The organism is Streptomyces sp. NPDC043726, assembly GCF_056436565.1.
Genome location: NZ_JBWKCI010000009.1, coordinates 102,818 through 121,392, shown reverse-complemented (window position 1 = coordinate 121,392; position 18,575 = coordinate 102,818). Strand labels below are relative to the sequence as shown.

Sequence of the window (18,575 nt, the reverse complement as noted above, 5' to 3'; positions counted from 1 at the left end):
GCGGCGGTCCGCAATGCCGCTTCCCGGTGCGCCCCGGTTAACCTGCTCCGAGATCGTCCGGACCTCGGCCGAGAGGCGGCCCCGATGCCGAAGAACAACCGGAAGTCCGTGTGGCGCCGCCCCCTGGCACCGGCGGCCGCCCCACCGCGCTCCGCCGACCCCGCCGGCGAGGCGTCCGCGCCGGAGGCGGAACCGGCGAGCATCGTCCAGGCGGCCCTGTACCAGGACGGCGTGCGGGTCTCCTCCCCCGCGACCCTCGCGGAGACCTACCGCGAGCTGCGCGAGAAGCCGTCCGGCATGGCGTGGATCGGCCTGGCCCGCCCGACGGAGTCCGAACTGCTCTCCTTGGCGGCCGAGTTCGATCTGCACCCGCTGTCGGTCGAGGACGCGATGGAGGCGCACCAGCGCCCGAAGCTGGAGCGGTACGGCGAGACGCTCTTCGTGGTCCTGCGCGCGGCCCGCTACCTGGACGCCTCGGAGGAGGTCGACTTCGGCGAGCTGCACGTCTTCGTCGGCCCCGACTTCGTGATCACGGTCCGGCACGGCGCGGCGCCGGATCTGTCGGCGGTGCGCCGCAGGATGGAGGAGTCCCCGGACCTGCTGAAACTGGGCCCGGAGGCAGTGCTGTACGCCATCCTCGACGCGGTGGTGGACGGCTACGTCCCCGTCGTCGCCGGGGTCCAGAACGACATCGACGAGATCGAGACGGAGGTCTTCCGGGGCGACCCGGAGGTCTCCCGCCGCATCTACGAACTCTCCCGCGAGATGGTCGAGTTCCAGCGCGCCACGCGCCCTCTGGTCGGCATGCTGCACGGCCTGATGGCGGGCTTCGCCAAGTACGGCACGGACGAGGAACTCCAGCGCTACCTGCGGGACGTCGCCGACCACGTCACCCACACCAGCGAGCGCGTCGACGGCTTCCGCCAGGCCCTCACCGACATCCTCACGGTGAACGCCACCCTGGTCACCCAGCAACAGAACGCCGAGATGCGAGCCCTGGCGGAGGCCGGCTTCGAACAGAACGAGGAGATCAAGAAGATCTCGTCCTGGGCGGCGATCCTCTTCGCCCCCACGCTGGTCGGCACGATCTACGGCATGAACTTCGAGAACATGCCCGAACTGGACTGGAGCTTCGGCTACCCCTTCGCCATCGGCCTGATGGGAGTTGTCTGCTTCAGCCTGTACGTCATCTTCAAACGGCGGGACTGGCTCTGACACGGCATGCCGCCGCGAGGCGGCCATGCCGGAGCTGCACCCACGGTTCCTGCCGGATGTCATCGCCCTGGGCGAGTGCCGGCGGCTGAACTACGACGGCTCGTCGGCGTGCAGAACCGCCTTGCCCGTGGCCCGGATGCCGGTGCGGTCGCCGGGGCGGGTGGTCAGGGTGCCGGACGTGCGGATCTGAACCGGGGCGCCGAGTCCGTCGACGGCGACGCTGACCATGGCGTCGTGGCCGTAGAAGCGCACGTCGGTCACCGTCCCGGTGACGGCGGCGGACTCGGGGCCGAGGAGTTCGAGCTGTTCGGGGCGGAGCAGCACGGTTCCGGTGCCCGTGCCCTGGGCGAGCGGGACGGGGCCCAGGGGGGTGGTCGCGGTGCCGCCCTCCGCTGTTGCGGGCAGGAGGACCGCGTCGCCGACGAACCCGGCGACCCAGGGGTCCGCAGGGTGCCGGTAGACCTGTTCCGGAGTGCCGCACTGGGCGACACTGCCGTCCCGTACGACCGCCACCAGGTCGGCGGTGGACAGGGCCTCCTGCTGGTCGTGGGTGACGAGCAAGGCCGTGGCGTCGCTCAGCCGCAGCGCCGCGCGGACGTCGGCCCGCACTCCCGCGCGCAAGGCGCTGTCCAGGGCGTTGAACGGTTCGTCCAGCAGAACCAGTGCCGGACGCGGCGCCAGGGCGCGGGCCAGCGCGACGCGTTGCTGCTGGCCGCCGGAGAGCTCGTGGGGCATTCGCTCGCCGTAGCCGGACAGTCCGACCAGCTCCAGCATCTCCCCGGTACGGCGCCCGCGCTCGGCCCGGTCCTGACCGGTCAGGCCGAAGGCCACGTTCCGGGCCACGCTCAAGTGCGGGAACAGCGCGCCCTCCTGGGGCACGATGCCGATCCGGCGCCGCTCCGGGGGCAGTTGGGTGCCGGGGCCGGTCAGGACGCGTCCGCCGACGGTCACGGTGCCCGCGTCGGCGCGCAGGAAGCCCGCGACGATCCGCAGCAGGGTGGTCTTCCCGCAGCCCGACGGGCCGAGTACGGCGGCCAGGGCACCGCCCGGCACGGTCAGGTCGAGTCCGTCCAGGACCCGGGGCGCCTCGGGGCCGCCGTAGGACTTCGACAGTCCCTCGACGCGCAGCTCGGTCATGTGCGGTGCCTTCCGAGGAGGTAGGAGGGGATCGCGGCCAGCAGGATCAGGGCGGCGGCGTAGGGGGCGGCGGCGGCGAAGGAGGCGGTGCCGGTCTCCGTCCACAGGCGGGTGGCCAGCGTGTCCATGCCGGTGGGGCGCAGGAGGAGGGTGGCGGGGAGTTCCTTCATGCAGACGACGAAGGTGAGCGCGGCGCCCGCGGCGACTCCGGGGGCCGCGAGCGGCACGGTGATCTCGGCCAGCACCCGCCAGGGACGGCGGCCGAGCGATCTCGCCACGTCCTCGAGGCCGGGCGGTGCCTGGAGCACCGCGGCCCGGGTGGCGGCCACCGCGACCGGGAGGAACAGCACCGCGTACGCGCCGACCAGCAGCGGGAGTTCCTGGTAGAGGGGGTGGGCGTAGCGCACCGCGAAGAAGACCAGCGAGAGGGCGACGGTGATGCCCGGGAGGGCGTGGCCCGCGTAGGCGGCCTGTTCCAGCAGGTGGGCGGCCCGGCCCCGGTGGCGGGCGGCGATCACGCCGACGGGCAGCGCGAGTGCGGTGGTCAGCGCGGCGCCGGCCGCGGCGACGCCGAGGGTGGTCGTCGCGGTCTCGGTGAGCCGGGCCGGGTCCCAGGTCGCGGAGTTGCCGACGGCCAGCCAGTAGCCGAGCGTGCCGAGCGGGAACGCCACGGCCGCCGCGGTGACGGCGGCGCACCAACCGAGCGACGGCACCAGCCACTTGCCGAGGCGGGCGGGTTCCGCCCGGCGTGCGGTGCCGGTGCCGGTGCGGGCGTAACCGGCGCGGCCGCGGGTGCGGGCCTCGGCGGCGACCAGGGCCACGGTGAGCACCACGAGCACGACGCTGAGCGCGGCGGCCGGGGTGCGGTCGAAGGAGGCCCGGTAGGAGGTGTAGATGCCGCGGGTGAAGGTGTCGTAGCGCATCAGCGAGACCGCGCCGAAGTCGGAGAACACGTACAGCGCGACGAGGACCGCGCCGCCCGCCGCCGCGGGGCGCAGTTGCGGCAGCGTGACGCGCAGGAAGGTGCGCACCGGGCCGAGGCCGAGCGAGCGGGCGGCTTCCTCCTGGGCCGGGTCGATGCCCCGCAGGGCGGCGGCGACGGGCAGATGGACGTACGGGAAGCTGACCAGCGTCAGGGAGAGCGCGGCCCCGCCGAACCCGGCCAGCCGGGGGGCGGCCGACAGCCAGGCGAAGGCGGCGACATAGCTGGGCACGGCCAGCGGCAGCGTCGCCAGCACCGCCCAGCCGCGCGCCCACGGCAGCGCCGTACGCGTGGTCAGCCAGGCCAGCGAGACCCCGAGGACCAGACAGGCCGCGACGACGACGGCCGCCAGGGCGAGCGTGCGGCCGAGCAGTTCGGCGGCGCGCGCGGTGGTGACGACGTCCCAGGCGTATCCGGGGCCGCGTTCGAGGGCACGCACGACGAGATAGCCGAGCGGGAGCAGGGCGAGGAGGGCGGCCACCGTCGCGGGAAGGCTCAGCGCCCACGGAACCTTCCCGGGTTCTCGGACCGTCGCCATGGCTGACGGCGCCTCAGACCAGTCCGGTTTCCTGGAGCATGGCGAGGGTCTCCTTCAGCGAGTCCAGTTCGCCCAGGTTGATCCTGGGGGCCTCCAGCGAGTCCAGCGGGGGCACGCCCTCGGCCTGGGCGACGCCGGCGGCGAGCGGGTACTCCTTGGTCTCCTCGGCGAAGTAGGTCTGGGCATCCTCGCCGAGGAGGAACTCCGCCGCCTGCCGGGCGTAGCCGGCCTGCTTCTCGTCGGCGCCCTTCAGCAGGCCCACGCCGGCGACGTTGACGAGGGCGCCCGGGTCGCCGCCGGGCAGGAAGCGGAGCTTGGCGGTGAGCTTGTCCTCGCCCTCCTCGGCGGCCTTCTCGTACCAGTAGTAGTGGTTGATGAGGCCGACGGAGACCTCGCCGGAGTCCACCGCTTCGAGGATGTCGAGGTTGCTCTCGTACGTCTTCGGGGAGTTGGCCTCGATGCCCTTCAGCCAGTCGCGGGCCGCGTCGTCGCCCTCCAGGACGCGCATTCCGGTGACGAAGGCCTGGAAGGAGGCGTTGTTGGGGGCGAGCCCGACCCGGCCCCGCCACTCGGGGCCGGTCAGCTCGTGGACGCTGTCCGGGGGCGTCGGGACCTTGCCCGGGTGGTAGGCGAGGACGCGGGCGCGCCCCGAGACGCCGACCCAGTCGCCCTCGCCGCCCCGCCAGGCCGGGTCGACCCGGTCGAGCGTGGCCTGCGGGAGCGCGATCAGGCGGCCCTCCTTGGACAGGGCGCCGAGGGCTCCCGCGTCCTGCGAGAAGAACAGCCCCGCCTCGGTCTTGTCGCCCTCCTCCAGGATCTGCGCGGCCAGTTCGGCGCTGTCGCCGTAGCGGACCTCGACGTTGGCGTCGAGCTTCTTCTCCAGCTTGTCCAGCAGCGGGGAGACCAGGTCCTCGTTGCGGCCGGAGTAGATGACCAGGTCGGCCGGTTCGTCGCTGCACGCGGCCAGCGCCGGGGCGAGCAGCCCGAGAGCGAGCAGCGGCACGGCGAGACGTCTGAGTGAAGGGCGTCGCATGGTGAAGCCTTCCTGACCGAGCTCGGGTCCGGCGGGAAACCTGTGAACGAGCTATGAATAAGGTAAGGCTGGCCTCACGTCAACAACGTCTCGATAACGGGCATCGCACACGCCCTCCGGTCCGAATCCGTGAGCCCCCCATGCACTGACTGTGATGTTCCTGTGCCTTTCCTTAGTGGTTAGGCATACCTAATATGCGCCTGTGCTCAACCCCTCCGACCTGGCCCCAGACACCCCGGGCGTGACATCACCCCTGTTCGCAAGGGGTTTGGCGGCGCATGGCGACCGCACGGCGCTGCTGACCGGCGACGGTGGAGCGCTTACATACCACGAACTCGCCGAGCTGGTACAAGATTCAGCCACCCGGCTCGGCGCCGGGCGGCGCCTTGTCCTGCTCGCCGGCGCCAACACGGTCGACGCCGTGGTGACCTACCTCGCGGCGCTCTCCGCCGGGCATCCGGTCCTGCTGGTCCCCGGGGACAACGAGGAGGCGGTGCGCTCCCTGACCGCCGCCTACGACCCGGACGTCGTGGCCGGGGCGGACGGCACGGGACGGTGGCGGCTGGACGAGCGGCGGTCCGGCTCCGCGCACCGGTTCCACCCGGACCTCGCCCTCATGCTGAGCACCTCCGGCTCCACCGGGTCGCCCAAGCTGGTACGGCTGTCGTACGAGAACGTGCAGGCCAACGCGGAGTCCATCGCCACCTACCTGGGCATCGGCCCGGACGACCGGGCGGCCACGACCCTGCCCCCGCACTACTGCTACGGCCTGTCGGTCCTCAACAGCCATCTGCTGCGCGGCGCCGCCCTGATCCTCACCGAACTCTCCGTCGCCGACGGCGCCTTCTGGGAGCTGTTCCGCGCCGCGCGCGCCACCACCTTCGCCGCGGTGCCGTACACCTTCGACCTGCTGGACCGGATCGACTTCGCCGGACTGCGCCTGCCGCACCTGCGGTACATCACCCAGGCGGGCGGCCGACTGGACCCCGAACGGGTGCGCCGCTACGCCGAGTTGGGCCGCCGGGACGGCTGGGACCTGTACGTGATGTACGGCCAGACCGAGGCCACCGCCCGCATGGCCTACCTGCCCCCGCACCTCGCCTCGGCCCACCCCGAGGCGATCGGCGTCCCCATACCGGGCGGGTCCTTCCGTCTGGCACCCCATCCCGACTGGCCGGACGAGGACACCGGCGAACTGGTCTACTCGGGCCCGAACGTGATGCTCGGCTACGCCGAACACCCCTCCGACCTCGCCCGGGGCCGCACCACCGGCGAACTGCGCACTGGGGACATCGCCCGGCGCACCGCGGACGGGCTCTACGAGATCGTGGGCCGCCGCAGCCGGTTCGCGAAGATCCTCGGCCTGCGGATCGACCCCGAGCGCGTCGAGGCCCTGCTGAGTCGCGACGGCTTCAGCGCGCTGTGCGCCGGAACCGACGACCGCCTGGTCGTCGCCGTGGCGGGCGGCGACACCGACCCCGGCCGGGTGCGGCGCCTCGTGACCGGCGAGTACGGCCTTCCGCCGCGGGCGGTACGCGTCCACGTCCTGCCCGAACTCCCCCGGCTGGCCACGGGCAAGCCCGACTACGAGGCCGTACGCGCGCTGCACGCGCCGGACGAGCTCGACCCCTCGGATCTGCGCGGGCTGTACGCCGAGATACTCGACCGCACGGACGTCACGGAGGACAGCAGCTTCGTCTCGCTGGGCGGCGACTCCCTGTCGTACGTCGAGATGTCCCTGAACCTGGAGCGGGCGCTCGGCCATCTCCCGCCCGACTGGCACACCAGACCCATCCGCGAACTGCGCCGCCCCGAAGAGCCCCGGAAGCTCTCGCGCCGCCGCACGCTGGAGACGGGCATCGCGTTGCGCGCCGCGGCGATCGTCCTGATCGTCGGCTCGCACATCCATGTCGTCTACGTCAAGGGCGGCGCCCATCTCCTGCTGGCGGTGGCCGGGTACAACCTCGCCCGCTTCCACCTCACGCCGTCCGCCGAGCGCCGCGAACGCGTCCGGCACGGGCTGCGCAGCCTCGCCCGGATCGTCGTGCCCAGCCTGGCCTGGATCGCCCTGGTCCTGCCGCTGACCGACGACTACGGCCTCAGCAACCTCGCCCTGCTGCACAGCGTCCTCGGGCCGCACGACAGCGAGACGGCCATGCACTTCTGGTTCGTCGAGGCGCTGACCTACCTCCTCGTGGCCACGGTCGCCCTGCTCGGACTGCGGTCCGTGGACCGGGCCGAGAGACGGTTCCCGTTCGCCCTGCCGATGTCGATCGCGGCGCTCGGGCTGCTCATGCGGTACGACGTGTTCGGGCTGCGCGAGCGCGGGCACGTCCCGTCGGCGGCCGTGGTCTTCTGGCTGTTCGCGCTGGGCTGGGCCGCGGCGAAGGCGGACACCACCGGCCGGCGGCTGCTGGTGACCGGGGTCGCGGTGGCCACGATCCCCGGCTTCTTCCCCGGTGAGCCGGTCCGGGACGCGGTCGTCGCCACCGGCTTCGTGCTGCTGGTCTGGGTCCGCCGGCTGCCCAGCCTGGCCCGGATCAACAGCGTGGCCGGTGTCCTGGCGAGCGCCTCGCTGTACATCTACCTGACGCACTGGCAGATCTATCCGCTGATCGACGACTTCTCCGGCTGGCTGGCCCTGCTCGCCTCACTGCTGTTCGGGATCGGCTACCACGCCGTGGCGACCTGGACGATGCGCCGGCTCACGCGCGGCCGGAGGCGGTGAACGACGCATCCGCCCCGTCCAGGGCCGCGGTGGACCTGCCTTCGCGTCGCCGCGAACCTACGCTCCGGTCACGTCCTCCACGATCCCGCGCGCCCGCTCCTGGGGCACCCCGGCCGCGATGAGCGCGGCGGTGGCGGCTCGGGTGCCGTCGTCCTCCAGGGCGCCGGTGTTGACCTCTTCCAGCAGGGCGACGGTCATCGCCTCGAGGCCGGCGCTGAGCACCGCGGCCGGCAGTTCGGAGTGGAAGACGCCCTCCCGCTGGCCCCGCTCCAGGATGGCCGTGGCCGCGACGCGGGACGGGGCGAGGGTCTCGGTGACGCGTTCCTTGCCCAGGTCCCGCTGGGCGAGCGCCAGGAGCAGGCGGTAGCGGTCGCCCACCGGCCACATCGCCAGCATGAAGTGCGCGAACGCCCGCTCGGCCGGCTCGCTCTCCCTGACCCCCTCCGACACGGCGGCCCGCAGCGCCTCGGCGGCCTCCTCGGCGAGGGCCTCCAGGAGGGCGGCCCGCCCGGGGAAGTGCCCGAACAGGGTGCGCCGTACGACACCGGAGGCGCGGGCCAGTTCCTCCAGGGTGATGTCGGGATTGCGACCCAGCTCCTGGCGCGCGGTGGCCAGGATGCGCGCCCGGTTGGACCGGGCGTTGCGCCGCTGGGGCACACGGCCCACGGGCTGGGACACGGGAGGAACCTCGATGCGGGGTGGCGGAAGATCGGGCCCGTCCATTCTGGCACGGGCGCCCCGGCGGGATCCGTGACGGCGACCGCGGACCGAGCCGGGGCGGGTGCGGGCGTCAGCCCCGCTCGCACTCCAGGCTGTCGAGGTCGACGGCGTCGGCCATGGCCTGCATGCCCTTGTCGTTGGGGTGGATGTGGTCGCCGTTGTCGAGGAACGGCAGCATGCGCTCGGGGTCGTAGGGGCTGCGCAGCACCCGGTCGAAGTCGGCGACGGCGTCGAACTCGCCGCCGCCCCGGACGTAGGCGTTGACCTCCTGCCGTACGGCCTCGGCGGCCGGGTCCCATTCCGGCCAGCCCTTGAAGGGACCGACCGTGGCGCCGACGACGCACTTCCCGGCCGCGTGGGCCCGGGCGATGATCTCCCGGTACCCGGCGATCAGGTCCTCGGCGGTGACACCGGTGTGGGCCTTGATGTCGTTGACACCCTCGAAGAGGAACACGGTACGCACGCCCGGGTGGGCGAGCACGTCCCGGTCCAGGCGGTTCAGGGCGCTCTGCCCGGCGCCGTCGGCGAGCACCTTGTTGCCGGAGATGCCCTCGTTGGCGACGCCCTTGACCTCCCCGTCGGCCCGCTGGAGCCGGCGGGCCAGGTAGTCGGGCCAGCGGCGGTTGAGGTCGGTGGAGGACTCCCAGCCGTCGGTGATGGAGTCACCGAGCGCGACGACCGCCGCCGAACCGCCGCGGACGGTGACCGCGTCCAGGTAGAACCACGAGCTGGTCGTGCCGGTCCAGGCGGCGGCTCCCTCTTCGGCGGTGTGGTCGCCCTGAGTGACGTACGAGGTCGCCATCGCCATCCCGTGTCCCGTCGCCGGGCCCGCCGCGTCCGGTGAGTGGATGCTGATCACCAGGTCGCTCGCGGCGGGCAGCTTCCCGGGCAGCGGATCGCTGAGCACGGTCTGCCCGGCGGGGACGGTGACTGACCGCGCGCCGCCGAAGGTCAGCGGTCTGTTGCTGCCGCGGACCAGTTCGGCTCCCGCCTCGCGGCGGCCGGCATAGGCGCTGTTGAAGGTGATCGGCCGGTCCCCGAAGGCGTTGGAGAGCCGGATCCGCAGATCGGACCCACCCGCGCTGGTGTGCACGACGAGCCGGTACGCGCGGTCCGCGACCCCCTCCCCCAGCCGGTCCGCGCTCGCACCCCAGGTGACGACCTCGGCGACCGGACGGGCGTCGGCCGTCGGGCCCGGCGCCGCCAGGAGCAGCGCGACCAGGATCCTGGCGATCACCGGGCCAGGTCCCTCAGCGTCACCGACCGCCCGGGCCGCAGGGTCACCGTCCGGGACGTCCCGCCGAAGGCCACCGTCGTGGTCCGTCCGCCCACGCTCCGCACGCGCGCCTCGGTCGGCCTGCCGTCCCGCCAGCGCAGGTCGACGACGAAGCCGCCCCGGGCCGGGGCTCCGGTGAGGTGACCGGACGCGGCCCATGCCTCGGGCAGGGCGGGAAGCAATTCCAGGTGGCCGGGGCGGGAGTGAAGGAGCATCTCCAGCATCGCCGCGGGCGTACCGAAGTTGGCGTCGATCTGGAAGATGCCGCGGCCCTTCTCCACCTCGTAGATGTCGAAGAGGTTGAAGGCGGTGCCGTTGCTCCCGCCGCTGGACGGGCGGAGGTTGGTCACGATCAGCCGGTAGGCCTTCTCGGCGTCCTTCAGGCGGGCCCAGCACAGCGCGCGCCAGGCGTTGGCCCAGCCGAAGCTGTCCATGCCGCGCGCGCTGAGCTGGGCGGTGGCTCCGGCGACGATCTCCTTCGGGGTGGAGCCGTCGGGGCGGATGCGGTCGCCGGGGAACAGGCCGACCAGGCCGGACAGATGGCGGTGGGTGGTCTCGCCGAGGTTCTCGGGCGACATCCACTCCTCCAGCCAGCCGGTCGTGGGGCTGACGCGTGGGAGGTGGAGGCGCCGGCGCATACCGCTGATCGTGTCGGCGTAGGCCAAGTCCTTGCCCAGCAGGGTGGACGCGGTGGCGAAGTTGCCGAACAGGGCCCAGACCAGTTCCTGGGCGTAGGTGATCCCCTTGGCGTCGAGCGGGCCGTGCTCCGGGGACCAGTCGCTGTCCGCGATCAGCACCTCCTGGGTCGTGCCGGGGAGGGTCGTCGTCAGCAGCCGCGCCTCCCAGAACTCGCAGGCGCCCTTGAGCAGCGGGTAGATCTTCGCCAGGTAGGCGCGGGACTGGGTGTACTCGTAGTGCTCGTACAGGCTGTTGCACAGCCAGGCGTTGCCCGCCGGATGCCACCACCAGCCGCCTCCGCCGAAGGGGTTGGTGGAGATGGCGACGGTCCAGCCGGCGATCCTGCCGGTGGAGTTGCGGTAGCGGTTGCGGGGGTCGTTGAACAGCCGCCGGGTCAGCTCGGTCCAGGACGGTAGCTGGGCGAGGCAGTAGTCGGTGAAGGCGTCGAAGCACTGCGACAGGGCGGTCCGGTCGGCCATCCAGTAGTTCATCTGGAGGTTGATGTCGGTGTGGTAGTCGCCCATCCAGTCCGGGTCGTTGCCGTCCAGCCACAGCCCCTGGAGGTTCAGCGGCAGGCTGTCGCGCGAGCCGCAGATCATGAGGTAGCGGCCGAACCGCAGGTAGGCGGCCTCCAGTTCGGGGTCGGGCTCGGCATCGCGGGCGCGCGCCCTGAGCCGTTCCCAGGTGTCCAGTTCACGCTGGGCGGGGGTGGAGGTGCCGAGCGAGAGGTCCAACTGCCCGTACAGGGCTTGATAGTCGGCGACGTGGGTGCGGCGCAGGGCGGCGGGGGTGGCGGTGGCCGCGTCGGCGACTTTCGTACGGGCCAGGCGCTCGGGATCGAGGGACGGGTCCCGGAAGTCGGCCGCCGCGTCGGGGGCGTAGTTCGTGCCGCCGCTGACCAGCACGGTGAGTTCGGTGCAGCCGTCGACGTCGATCCGGGTGCCGTGCACCGTGACCTCGCCGCCTCGGCCGTACGCCTTGATCGCGGCGCCGTAGCGGAGGCCGTTCGGGAGGCTCGCCCCGAACGACTCGGCGGCGGCCGGGGTTTCGCCGTGGGTGCCGGTCAGGGTGAGCGTGCCGGTGTAGCGGCCGCCGCCGGACTGGGTGAAGTGCAGGACGATCACGTCGTCGGCGTGGCCGGCGTACATCTCGCGCCGGTAGGTGACGCCGGAGCGGACGTAGGAGCAGCTGACCAGGCCCTGGGCGAGGTCGAGGGTGCGGCGGTAGCCGGAGACGGCGCCGAGGTCGTGGCCGGGGAGGTCGACGGTGAGCCTGGCGAGCAGCGTGAAGGAGCCGAAGTCCGCCCGGCCGTAAGGGAACTGGCCGTCCGCGTCGAGGGTGTCGTTGCGGTGGCCGGTCCACATCGTGGCGTCGGTGATCAGCAGGAGCTCGCGGCCTGGGTCGTTGCTCGCGAGCGCGCCGATACGGCCGTTGCCGAGGGGGAGGCCCTGCTCGATGAGCGAGCCCTCGTCGCCGGGGGCCCGCCACCACAGGGTGGAGTCGGATGGGAGCGACACGTCTTCAGCGGGGCGAACGGGCACCGCCGAAGCTGTGAAGGCGGGCAGGGCGCTCAGCGCCGCGGTCGTCAAGGAGAGGATCGTTCGTCTGCTGGGCTCGGTCATCGGCGGGGCCCTACCTCTGTACGTCGATCCGGTCGATGTCCGGCGCGTAGCCGCCGGAGCCGCTGTCGAAGGTGATCGTGTTGACGCCCGCCTTGAGAGTCACCGGCACGTGGACGGTGTTCACCGTGGACCAGTCGCCGGTGGACGGGAACTTGTGGGACTCGGCGCCACCGCCGTTCGCCGACACCGCGACCGAGCGGGCGTCGCCGCTGACGTAGGAGACCTTGATCTGGTACGTGCCGGCCCTGGCGACCGTCACGTCGTTCACGGTGAGTCTGCCGCCGTCGTAGAGGTCGCCGACCTTGCGGCCGTCGGAGCAGGCCGGGCAGTCGGCCACGGAGGCGTTGCCGCCGAGGGTGTTGCCGCTCGCCTCGGCCTCGTGGCGGGTCCAGGACAGGGCGGTGCCGCGCGGGGTGACCGTGAAGAGGCGGGAGCCGTGCGCGGGGAGCGCCTGGGTGATCCGGTCGGGGTGGGTGCCGAGGCTCTCCTTGTTCCACAGGTCGCGCACCGCGGCCCTGCCCTTGAAGCCGAGGGTCGACCAGTGCGCGGTGACCGAGGCGGGGGCGTCGGAGAGGTTGAACAGGGCCACCGTGTAAGTGCCGTTGGGGTTCTTGGCGGCCCACACCTGCTGCGGGTCGGACGGGGTGACCGGCCGGGCGGGCGGGGTGTCCGCCTGGTTGACGGCGATGACCTCGCGGTTGGTCAGCAGGGACAGGCCGTAGGAGTCGAGGCGGGTGAGGTCGTCGCCGGTGTAGAGGGGGGACTTGGCGATGGCCCACAGGGTGGCGTAGCTCTGCCGTTCGGCCTTGGTGAGGCCGTCCATCTCGCCGTTGCCGACGTTGAGGGAGTCGAGGTCGTTCAGGCCCGCGGGCCCTGCGTGCCGGATCCAGGCCGGGGTGTCGTCCCAGCGGTCGACGACGGAGTTCTCCCAGGTGACCAGGGTGTTGCAGTAGCACTCGACGTCGGTGTCGATGCGCCAGCCGTCGGAGTACTTCTTCCAGTCCTCGACATGTCCGTAGTCGAGCGACCAGGACAGTTCCAGGTGGATCGGGCGGCCGGTCGCCGCTATGGCCTTCTGCCAGGCGGCCACGTCGGCAACGTTGTCGTAGTTGTCGCCGCTCTTGAAGGAGCCGGGCCCGACACCGTCGAGCTTGAGGAAGTCGTAGCCCCAGTCCGCGAAGAGCCGGGCCTGCGAGTCGATGTACTTCTGCGCGCACGGATCGGAGAAGTCGATCTTGTACGAGCTGTCCCAGCCGTTGGTCGTGCGCAGGTCGGCGTGGACGATGTCGCCGGTGGTGCAGCCCTCGGCGTTCCAGATCGGTGTCCTCCCGTCGCCGTACGCCTGCTTCTCCAGGCCGACCGGGAGGTAGATGCCGGCCTTGAGGCCCTTGGCGTGGATGCGGTCGGCGACCGCCTTCATCCCGCTCGGGAAGCGCTGCGGATCGGCCTGCTGGCGGCCGTACTCGTCGTACCGCGGCTTCCAGGACCAGTCCATCCACCAGCCGGCGTCGATGTTGACGTACTCGTAGCCGTAGGGCTTCAGCTTGGCGGCCATGGCGTCGGTCTGCCGGGAGATGTTGGCCTCGGAGAGATAGCTGTAGTCGCCGTTCGGGTTGAGGCCCGGGTACTTCGACGACTGCATGCTCCAACTCGTCCAGCCCATGTAGGGCTTGGCGAAGTCGGGGGCGCCGGTGTCCGCACGCGCGGCGGGGGCGGCGGTCACGAGGCCGGCCGTGAGGGCGAGGACGAGGAGGGTTCTCGCGCGGCGTCCGGGCATGACGGAGTACGGGGTTGACCGCATGGGTCGTACCTCCGAAGGGGATCGGTGGTGCGGGTCAGGGGGATCCGATGAAGCTCTGGATCGCGGTCGCGGCAGCACCGCGAGCCCACTCCTCGAAGGGGAGCGGGCGGGTCTGTACGTCGCACTGGCCTGCCGAGCCGAAGGCACAGGCGGTGAAGGTGTCGCGGATCTGCTCGGCGAAGAGGTCGTAGGCGGCCAGGCCCTCGCCGGAGATGATCACGCGCTGAGGTCCGAACAGGTTGGCCACGGTGGCGATGCCGCGGCCGATCGCCGCCCCGGCCGCCGCGTACGCCTCGCGGGCGCCCCGGTCGCCTCGGCGGGCGAGGTCCACGGCTTCGGCGGTGTCGACGACGTCGGCGCCCGTGGTCTCCCGGATCCGGGCGAGGATCGCGGTGTCCGCGGCGATCGCCTCCACACAACCCCGGTTGCCGCAGTGGCACTTGGGCCCGACCGGGTCGACGGCGACATGGCCGATCTCACCGGCCACGCCGTGCGCCCCGGCCACCACTTGGCCGTGGACGACGAGTCCGCAGCCGATGCCCGCGCCGACGGTGACCACCGCGAAGTCGGAGAGCCCCACCCCGGCGCCGAACCACTGCTCGGCGACGGTCAGGGCCCGTACGTCGTTCTCAACGGTGACCGGCAACCCGCAGGTCATGCCCGCGAGTTCGGCGAGCGGGACCTCGCTCCAGCCGAGGAACGGCGAGTACCGCACGACGCCCCGGGCGCGGTCCACGTCGCCGGAGACGGCGAGGCCGAGGCCGAGCACGGGGGCGCCGAACCGCCCGGCCTCGGTGCGCAGTTCCTGTACGAGATCCGCGATCGCGGCGAGCACCGCGCCGGGGCCGGGATCCGTCAGGGGAAGGTGCCGGGCCACCCGGATCCGGCAGCACAGGTCGGTGAGGACTCCGATGAGTTCGTCGCCGGTCGCCTTGACCCCGACGAACAGGGCCCGCCCGCCGTCGACCCGCACCGGGTTGGCGGGCCGGCCGAGGGCGCGGCGGGCGTCGTCGGCGACCTCCTCGACGTACCCGGCCTCGATCAGCGGCCGTACCGCCTTGGTCACCGCCGCCGCTGACAGACCGGTGCGCTCGGCCACCTCGGAGCGGGTGAGGGGGCCGTGCGAGAGCACCGTGGTGAAGATCTGCGCGACGGCCGGCGTCTGTGCGGGGAAGGCCTCGGGAGGCTGCATGGCCGGGAACCTAGGGCCATTATTTTCCGCTGTCAATAAAAGAAGCCGAAATCCGGGGTCAGTTGACGGCCTTCGCCACCAGTTCGCCGATCCGTGCCTCGTCCGCCGCGGTCAGCCGGGTCAGGGCGAAGCCGGTCGGCCACATGGTGCCGTCGTCGAGCCGCGCGGTGTCGTTGAAACCGAGGGTCGCGTAGCGGGCGTTGAACTTCTGCGCGCTCTGGAAGAAGCAGACGACCTTGCCGTCCAGGGCGTAGGCGGGCATGCCGTACCAGAGCTTCGGCGCCAGTTGCGGGGCGTTCTCCTTGACGATGGCGTGGATGCGCTCGGCCATCTCGCGGTCCGAGTCCTGCATCTCGGCGATCTTCGCGACCACGGCGGCCTCGTCCTGGGCCGCCTTCTCGGCCCGCGAGCCGGCGCGCGCCGCCGCCTTGGCCTCCTTCGCGCGCTCCTTCATCGCGGCGCGCTCCTCGGCCGTCCACTCCTCGGACGCGGTGGCGGTGGTCTTCTTCGCGGACTGCTGTGCCTTGGTCATGACTTGTTCCCTTCGAGGGTGTCTGCCGCGGCGACCTGACGGGTCGTCGCGCCGAGCCGATTGCCGAGGTTGGTGACGCCGATCATCAGCAGGAGCGCGGCGAGCTGTCGCTCGTCGAACCAGGTGGCGGCGCGGTCCCAGACCTCGTCGCTCACCGCGTCGGGCCGGTCGGCCAGCCGGGTCGCGGACTCGGCCAGTTCCAGGGCCGCGCGCTCGGCCGGAGTGAAGCACGGGGCGTCCCGCCAGACGGCGAGGGCGAGCAGCTGTGCGTCGCTCGCGCCGGCCGCGCGGGCCGCCCCGGCGCCCTTGACGACGCCGGCGGCGCACCCGTTGATCTGGCTGATCCGCAGGTGCACGAGCTCCAGCGTCCGGCCGTCCACCCCGGCGCGGTGCACGGCCCTCAGGATCTCCTGGAGGGGGTGCGCCGCGTCGGGCAGGACGTCGGCGGGGTGCCGCATTCGGGACCGCACTGCGCTCTCCTTCGCTTCCGGACTGCGTCGGTGTGTGACTCCATGACAGCCCGGCCGCGCCCGCCGGGCCATGTCCATGGGACGCCGTGGGACAGCGGAACAGGCCTTGACCTGCGGCGAGGGCACTCGGAAGACTTCTGTCGCAGTGGGACGGAAGGGCGGGGGACATGACCATGGATCCACAGGAAGAGCTGGCGGCCCGGCTGCGGATGCTCCAGGAGCTGTCGGGGCTCGGGGTGCGGGCCCTGGCCAAGGACGCCGGCCTCAGTTCCTCGTCGTTGTCGCGTTACCTCACCGGGCGGACGGTGCCGCCGTGGCCCGCCGTGGTCGCCCTGTGCCGGCTGGTCAAGCGGGATCCCCGGCCGCTGCGCCCGCTGTGGGAGCGGACCTCCAACCCGCTTCCGGCGCCCCCGAAGAGCAGCCGTCTGGTGCGTCCGCTGCCCCGCAACGACCTGCCGCGCGACGCGGCCGACTTCACCGGGCGCGAGGCCGAACTCGCCGCCGTCCTCGACGCGGTGGGCAGTCACCGGGCGGTGTCGGTCGACGGCATGGCGGGCGTCGGCAAGACCTGTCTGGCGGTGCACGCCGCGCACCGGCTCGCCGACGGCTTCCCCGACGGGCAGCTCTACGTCGACCTGCACGGCTTCACCGAGGGCCGTCCGCCCCTCGACCCCGACTCCGCGCTGCGGATGCTGCTCGGCGCGCTGGACGTCCCCTCCGAGCGGGTCCCGCAGTCGGGTCTGGAGCAGTTGTCCGCGTGCTGGCGGGCGGAGCTGGCCCGCCGCCGGGTCGTCGTGGTCCTCGACAACGCCGCCGACGCGGAGCAGGTCCGCCCGCTGCTGCCCGGCGCCGGAGCCTCCGTCGCCCTGATCACCAGCCGCAACCGGCTGCTCGGCCTGGACGAGGTGCCGCCGGTCTCGCTCGATGTGCTCAGCCCCGGGGAGAGCGCTGAACTGCTCGCCCGGGCCAGTGGCGACCCGGGCGGCCCGGACGGCAGGCTGGCCCGGGATCCGGAGTCCGCCGCCGAGGTGCTGCGGCTGTGCGGCCGGCTGCCGCTGGCGCTGCGCCTCGCCGGGGCCCGGCTGCGGCACCGGCCGGGCTGGACCGTGGGCATCCTCGTCGAGCGGCTGGCCGAGGGCGCGAGCGAGTTCGACACCGCGTTCGCCATGTCGGTACGGCAGTTGGACCGGCCGCGCGCCCGGCTGTTCCGGCTGCTGGGCCTGCTGCCCGGGGAGTCCTTCGACGTGTACGTCGCGGCGGCGCTGGCGGACGCGCCGCTGCGTGAGGCGCGGACGATGCTGGAGGACCTGGTCGACGCGCACCTCGTCCAGCAGCCGACGGCGGACCGCTACCGGCTGCACGACCTGGTCCACCAGCACGCCCGCCGCGCCTCGGCGGAGACCGACCCGGCGGCCGAACGGGAGCGGGCCCTGGTGCGGGTGCTGGACTACTACGTGCACGCGGCGGCGGCAGCCGACGCGGCGATGCCGTTCATTGCCCCCGCACGGCCCGTCTCGGCGGGCCCGGCCCCGGCGGAACTGCCACGGTTCGCCGACAAGAACGCGGCCATGTCCTGGCTCGTCGGCGAGTACGGCAATCTCGTCGCCGTGTTCGAGACGGCGTCCGCCGTCGGCGCCGACGCCCACGTGTGCGAGTTGCCGCGCTTCCTGCGGTCGTACTTCGCGCGCCGCTGCGGCACCACCCATCTCAACCTGCTCTTCGAACGCTCGCTGGCCGCCGCCGAGCGGCTGGGCGACCCGCTGCACCTGGCGGAGGCGTACAGCGACCTGGGCTTCGCCCGCTACAACGCGGGCCGGGCCGCGGAGGCGGCCGAGGCGTACGAGGCGGCCGAGGCGCGGATCGCGCAGGCGGGGGACGCGCGCGTGGAGGCCGAACTGACCCTGCGCCGGGGCTACCTGGGCTGGGACGCGGGACAGGTCGAGGAGCCGCTGGAGCTGTTCCGGCTGGCGGGGAAGCTGTTCGGGAACGCCGGCTGTGCGCAGGGAGCGGCCCACGCCGCCGCCGCCGAGGCATGGGCGCTGTCGCAGCTGGGGCAGCTCGAGGAGGCGGCGCGGCTGGCCCGGGAGGTGCTGGACGTCCCGCACGCCGACCCCGCGTGGCCGCCCGCGCTGACGGCCCGGATCACGCTCGGGGTGGCTCTCGCCCGCGAGAACCCCGACTCGGCGGCGGACCACTTGCGCCGGGCGCTGGAGCTGGCCCGGGAGGACGGGCATCTGCACAACCAGGCCTGGTGCCTGAACTGCCTCGGGGTCGCACTGCGGCAGATGGGCCGGTACGAGGAGGCCCTGGCGGGGCACCGGGAGGCGTTCGCGCTCCTGGACGAGCTGTTCGAGGAGCACTGGAAGATCCACTTCCTGGACGGCTACGCCGAGACCTGCCGCCTCGCGGGCCTGCCCGAGGACGCCCTGCGGCTGCACCGGCAGGCACTGGAGCTGGGCCCGAGGCTCGGCAACCGGCACGCGGAGGCGCTCGCCCACGAGGGCATCGCCAGGGTGCTGCAGGAGACGGATCCGGCACAGGCGGCGGAGCACCGGGAGGCGGGCCGAGCGATCCTGCGCCAGGGCTGAATCTGCAGGTCAGCGCGGTTTCCGTGGCTCGCCGGACCCACTATACATGCCGTGTATACACGC

The 18,575-nt window shown here is 72.7% G+C and carries 13 protein-coding genes; 3 read left to right on the top strand and 10 right to left on the bottom strand.

Annotated features, from left to right (window positions below; genetic code table 11):
• The first annotated feature begins 84 nt into the window (after positions 1–84).
• Positions 85–1,215: a magnesium and cobalt transport protein CorA gene (locus AC068Z_RS26020; protein ID WP_478560163.1), complete on the top strand. Its 1,131-nt coding sequence runs from the start codon at positions 85–87 to the stop codon at positions 1,213–1,215.
• Positions 1,216–1,305: 90 nt separating this feature from the next.
• On the opposite strand, the gene AC068Z_RS26015 is transcribed toward AC068Z_RS26020, so the two are convergent.
• The 3 genes from AC068Z_RS26015 to AC068Z_RS26005 are packed head-to-tail and all read right to left on the bottom strand — an operon-like array spanning position 1,306 to position 4,905.
• Positions 1,306–2,352 (bottom strand): ABC transporter ATP-binding protein, encoded by a 1,047-nt coding sequence (locus tag AC068Z_RS26015; protein ID WP_478560160.1) that lies wholly within the window; start codon positions 2,350–2,352, stop codon positions 1,306–1,308.
• The gene (locus tag AC068Z_RS26010) at positions 2,349–3,872 is read right to left on the bottom strand and encodes an ABC transporter permease (RefSeq protein WP_478560157.1); all 1,524 of its coding nucleotides are present in this window, start codon (positions 3,870–3,872) and stop codon (positions 2,349–2,351) included. Before AC068Z_RS26010 ends, AC068Z_RS26015 begins: the two co-directional genes overlap by 4 nt.
• A 13-nt stretch (positions 3,873–3,885) precedes the next feature.
• Positions 3,886–4,905: an iron ABC transporter substrate-binding protein gene (locus AC068Z_RS26005; protein ID WP_478560154.1), complete on the bottom strand. Its 1,020-nt coding sequence runs from the start codon at positions 4,903–4,905 to the stop codon at positions 3,886–3,888.
• A gap of 268 nt (positions 4,906–5,173) precedes the next feature.
• Here AC068Z_RS26005 and AC068Z_RS26000 point away from each other — a divergent pair, with 268 nt between their 5' ends.
• Positions 5,174–7,633 carry an AMP-binding protein gene (locus tag AC068Z_RS26000; protein ID WP_478560151.1) on the top strand — a complete coding sequence of 820 codons (2,460 nt, stop codon included), beginning with the start codon at positions 5,174–5,176 and terminating at the stop codon, positions 7,631–7,633.
• 57 nt (positions 7,634–7,690) lie between these two features.
• On the opposite strand, the gene AC068Z_RS25995 is transcribed toward AC068Z_RS26000, so the two are convergent.
• The 7 genes from AC068Z_RS25995 to AC068Z_RS25965 form a co-directional block, all read right to left on the bottom strand.
• Complete coding sequence (locus AC068Z_RS25995) at positions 7,691–8,311, bottom strand: TetR family transcriptional regulator (RefSeq protein ID WP_478560149.1); 621 nt, start codon at positions 8,309–8,311, stop codon at positions 7,691–7,693.
• Positions 8,312–8,423: 112 nt separating this feature from the next.
• Positions 8,424–9,575 carry an SGNH/GDSL hydrolase family protein gene (locus AC068Z_RS25990; RefSeq protein ID WP_478560982.1) on the bottom strand — a complete coding sequence of 384 codons (1,152 nt, stop codon included), beginning with the start codon at positions 9,573–9,575 and terminating at the stop codon, positions 8,424–8,426.
• An 11-nt stretch (positions 9,576–9,586) separates the two neighbouring features.
• Entirely contained in the window at positions 9,587–11,929 is a 2,343-nt protein-coding gene (locus tag AC068Z_RS25985) for a glycosyl hydrolase family 95 catalytic domain-containing protein (protein WP_478560146.1), read from the bottom strand.
• Positions 11,930–11,939: 10 nt separating this feature from the next.
• The gene (locus AC068Z_RS25980; protein ID WP_478560143.1) at positions 11,940–13,730 is read right to left on the bottom strand and encodes an alpha-galactosidase D; all 1,791 of its coding nucleotides are present in this window, start codon (positions 13,728–13,730) and stop codon (positions 11,940–11,942) included.
• A gap of 34 nt (positions 13,731–13,764) precedes the next feature.
• On the bottom strand, positions 13,765–14,922 hold the full coding sequence (locus AC068Z_RS25975; RefSeq protein ID WP_478560140.1) for an ROK family protein: 1,158 nt from the start codon (positions 14,920–14,922) through the stop codon (positions 13,765–13,767).
• Positions 14,923–14,980: 58 nt separating this feature from the next.
• Positions 14,981–15,454 (bottom strand): iron chaperone, encoded by a 474-nt coding sequence (locus AC068Z_RS25970; RefSeq protein WP_478560137.1) that lies wholly within the window; start codon positions 15,452–15,454, stop codon positions 14,981–14,983.
• Positions 15,451–15,924: a carboxymuconolactone decarboxylase family protein gene (locus tag AC068Z_RS25965; protein WP_478560134.1), complete on the bottom strand. Its 474-nt coding sequence runs from the start codon at positions 15,922–15,924 to the stop codon at positions 15,451–15,453. The genes AC068Z_RS25970 and AC068Z_RS25965 overlap by 4 nt, the downstream gene beginning before the upstream one ends.
• 173 nt (positions 15,925–16,097) lie before the next feature.
• Between AC068Z_RS25965 and AC068Z_RS25960 the strand changes: the two genes are divergently transcribed.
• Positions 16,098–18,512: an ATP-binding protein gene (locus AC068Z_RS25960; RefSeq protein ID WP_478560131.1), complete on the top strand. Its 2,415-nt coding sequence runs from the start codon at positions 16,098–16,100 to the stop codon at positions 18,510–18,512.
• Positions 18,513–18,575 lie beyond the last annotated feature (63 nt).

Coding starts and splice junctions, on each gene's coding strand:
- AC068Z_RS25980 (WP_478560143.1), bottom strand. CDS start 13,730: ATGCGGTCAACCCCGTACTCCGTCATGCCCGGACGCCGCGCGAGAACC.
- AC068Z_RS26005 (WP_478560154.1), bottom strand. CDS start 4,905: ATGCGACGCCCTTCACTCAGACGTCTCGCCGTGCCGCTGCTCGCTCTC.
- AC068Z_RS26020 (WP_478560163.1), top strand. CDS start 85: ATGCCGAAGAACAACCGGAAGTCCGTGTGGCGCCGCCCCCTGGCACCG.
- AC068Z_RS25970 (WP_478560137.1), bottom strand. CDS start 15,454: ATGACCAAGGCACAGCAGTCCGCGAAGAAGACCACCGCCACCGCGTCC.
- AC068Z_RS26010 (WP_478560157.1), bottom strand. CDS start 3,872: ATGGCGACGGTCCGAGAACCCGGGAAGGTTCCGTGGGCGCTGAGCCTT.
- AC068Z_RS26015 (WP_478560160.1), bottom strand. CDS start 2,352: ATGACCGAGCTGCGCGTCGAGGGACTGTCGAAGTCCTACGGCGGCCCC.
- AC068Z_RS25960 (WP_478560131.1), top strand. CDS start 16,098: ATGGATCCACAGGAAGAGCTGGCGGCCCGGCTGCGGATGCTCCAGGAG.
- AC068Z_RS25985 (WP_478560146.1), bottom strand. CDS start 11,929: ATGACCGAGCCCAGCAGACGAACGATCCTCTCCTTGACGACCGCGGCG.
- AC068Z_RS25975 (WP_478560140.1), bottom strand. CDS start 14,922: ATGCAGCCTCCCGAGGCCTTCCCCGCACAGACGCCGGCCGTCGCGCAG.